The organism is Dyella mobilis (assembly GCF_016904945.1).
GTDB classification, from domain to species: Bacteria; Pseudomonadota; Gammaproteobacteria; order Xanthomonadales; family Rhodanobacteraceae; genus Dyella_B; species Dyella_B mobilis.
In genome coordinates, this window is the sequence record NZ_JADIKF010000017.1 from 1 (window position 1) to 1,164 (window position 1,164).

1 protein-coding gene is annotated in these 1,164 nt (G+C 59.8%); it reads left to right on the top strand.

The window, feature by feature from the left end:
* Positions 1-1,164: amino acid adenylation domain-containing protein (locus tag ISS99_RS00085; protein ID WP_204629526.1), on the top strand; the 1,164-nt coding region annotated here is incomplete at both ends.

Consider the following 1,164-nt stretch of genomic DNA (forward strand, 5'->3'; position numbering starts at 1 on the left):
CATCCATCAGCTGTTCGAGCAGCAGGTGTTGCGTACGCCCGATGCAACGGCCGTGGTGTTCGAAGATCAGTCGCTGAGCTATGCGCAATTGAACGTGCAGGCGAACCGATTGGCGCATCACCTGATCGCGCAGGGTATCAAGCCGGACGACCGCATTGCGCTGTGCGTGGAGCGCAGCCTGGCGATGGTGGTGGGGATGCTCGCCATTCTGAAGGCGGGTGCGGCGTATGTGCCGCTGGATCCGGTGTATTCCTCCGATCGTCTCGTGCAGATCTTGCGCGATGCCGAGCCCGCATTGTTGCTCAGCGATGCGGTTGGGCAGCGTGTACTGGATCAGGATAGGCTGGGTTCCCTGCCGGTGTTCAATCTTGAAACACGGCAGGATTGGATCGCTCTATCTAGCGCCAATCCCGATGTGCAGGCGCTTGGATTGAGCTCGGACCATCTGGCCTATCTCATCTACACCTCGGGCTCCACCGGTGTACCCAAGGGCGTGATGGTGAATCATCGCAGTGTCGTCAATCTATGGGCGGCGCTGGATCAGAAAATTTATCGCTTTCATCCGGAAGCCTTGCGCGTCAGCCTCAATGCGTCGTTCGCTTTCGATTCCCTGGTCAAGCAATGGATACAACTATTGTCCGGACGTTGCCTGGTGTTCGTGCCAGAAGCGTCACGTTTCGATGGCAAGGCCATGCAGGCATGCATCGATGCTCAGGCTATCGACGTGCTCGATGCAACGCCATCGCAATTGGCGATGCTGGAAGCGTCGCGAAACGATGGCGATGAAGTCCGGCCGAAGGTGATTCTGGTCGGCGGCGAGGCGATTTCCGCTGCTGCGTGGCGAACGATGGCAAGTGCTCGGCAACGTGCGTACTACAACGTTTATGGTCCGACGGAGTGCACCGTCGATGCGACGATCACGCGTATTGCCGGGCAGACGGTACCGCATATCGGTCGCCCGCTTGCCAATGTGCGCCTGTACTTGCTTGATGGAACCTTGCAACCAGTGCCGCGCGGCGTTGCCGGCGAGCTGTACATCGGCGGAGCCGGTGTCGCGCGTGGCTATTTAAACCGTCCGGATCTCACGGCCGAGCGCTTTCTCGAGGACCCGTACAGCCCGCACCCCGATGCGCGGATGTACCGCACTGGGGATCTGGCGCGATA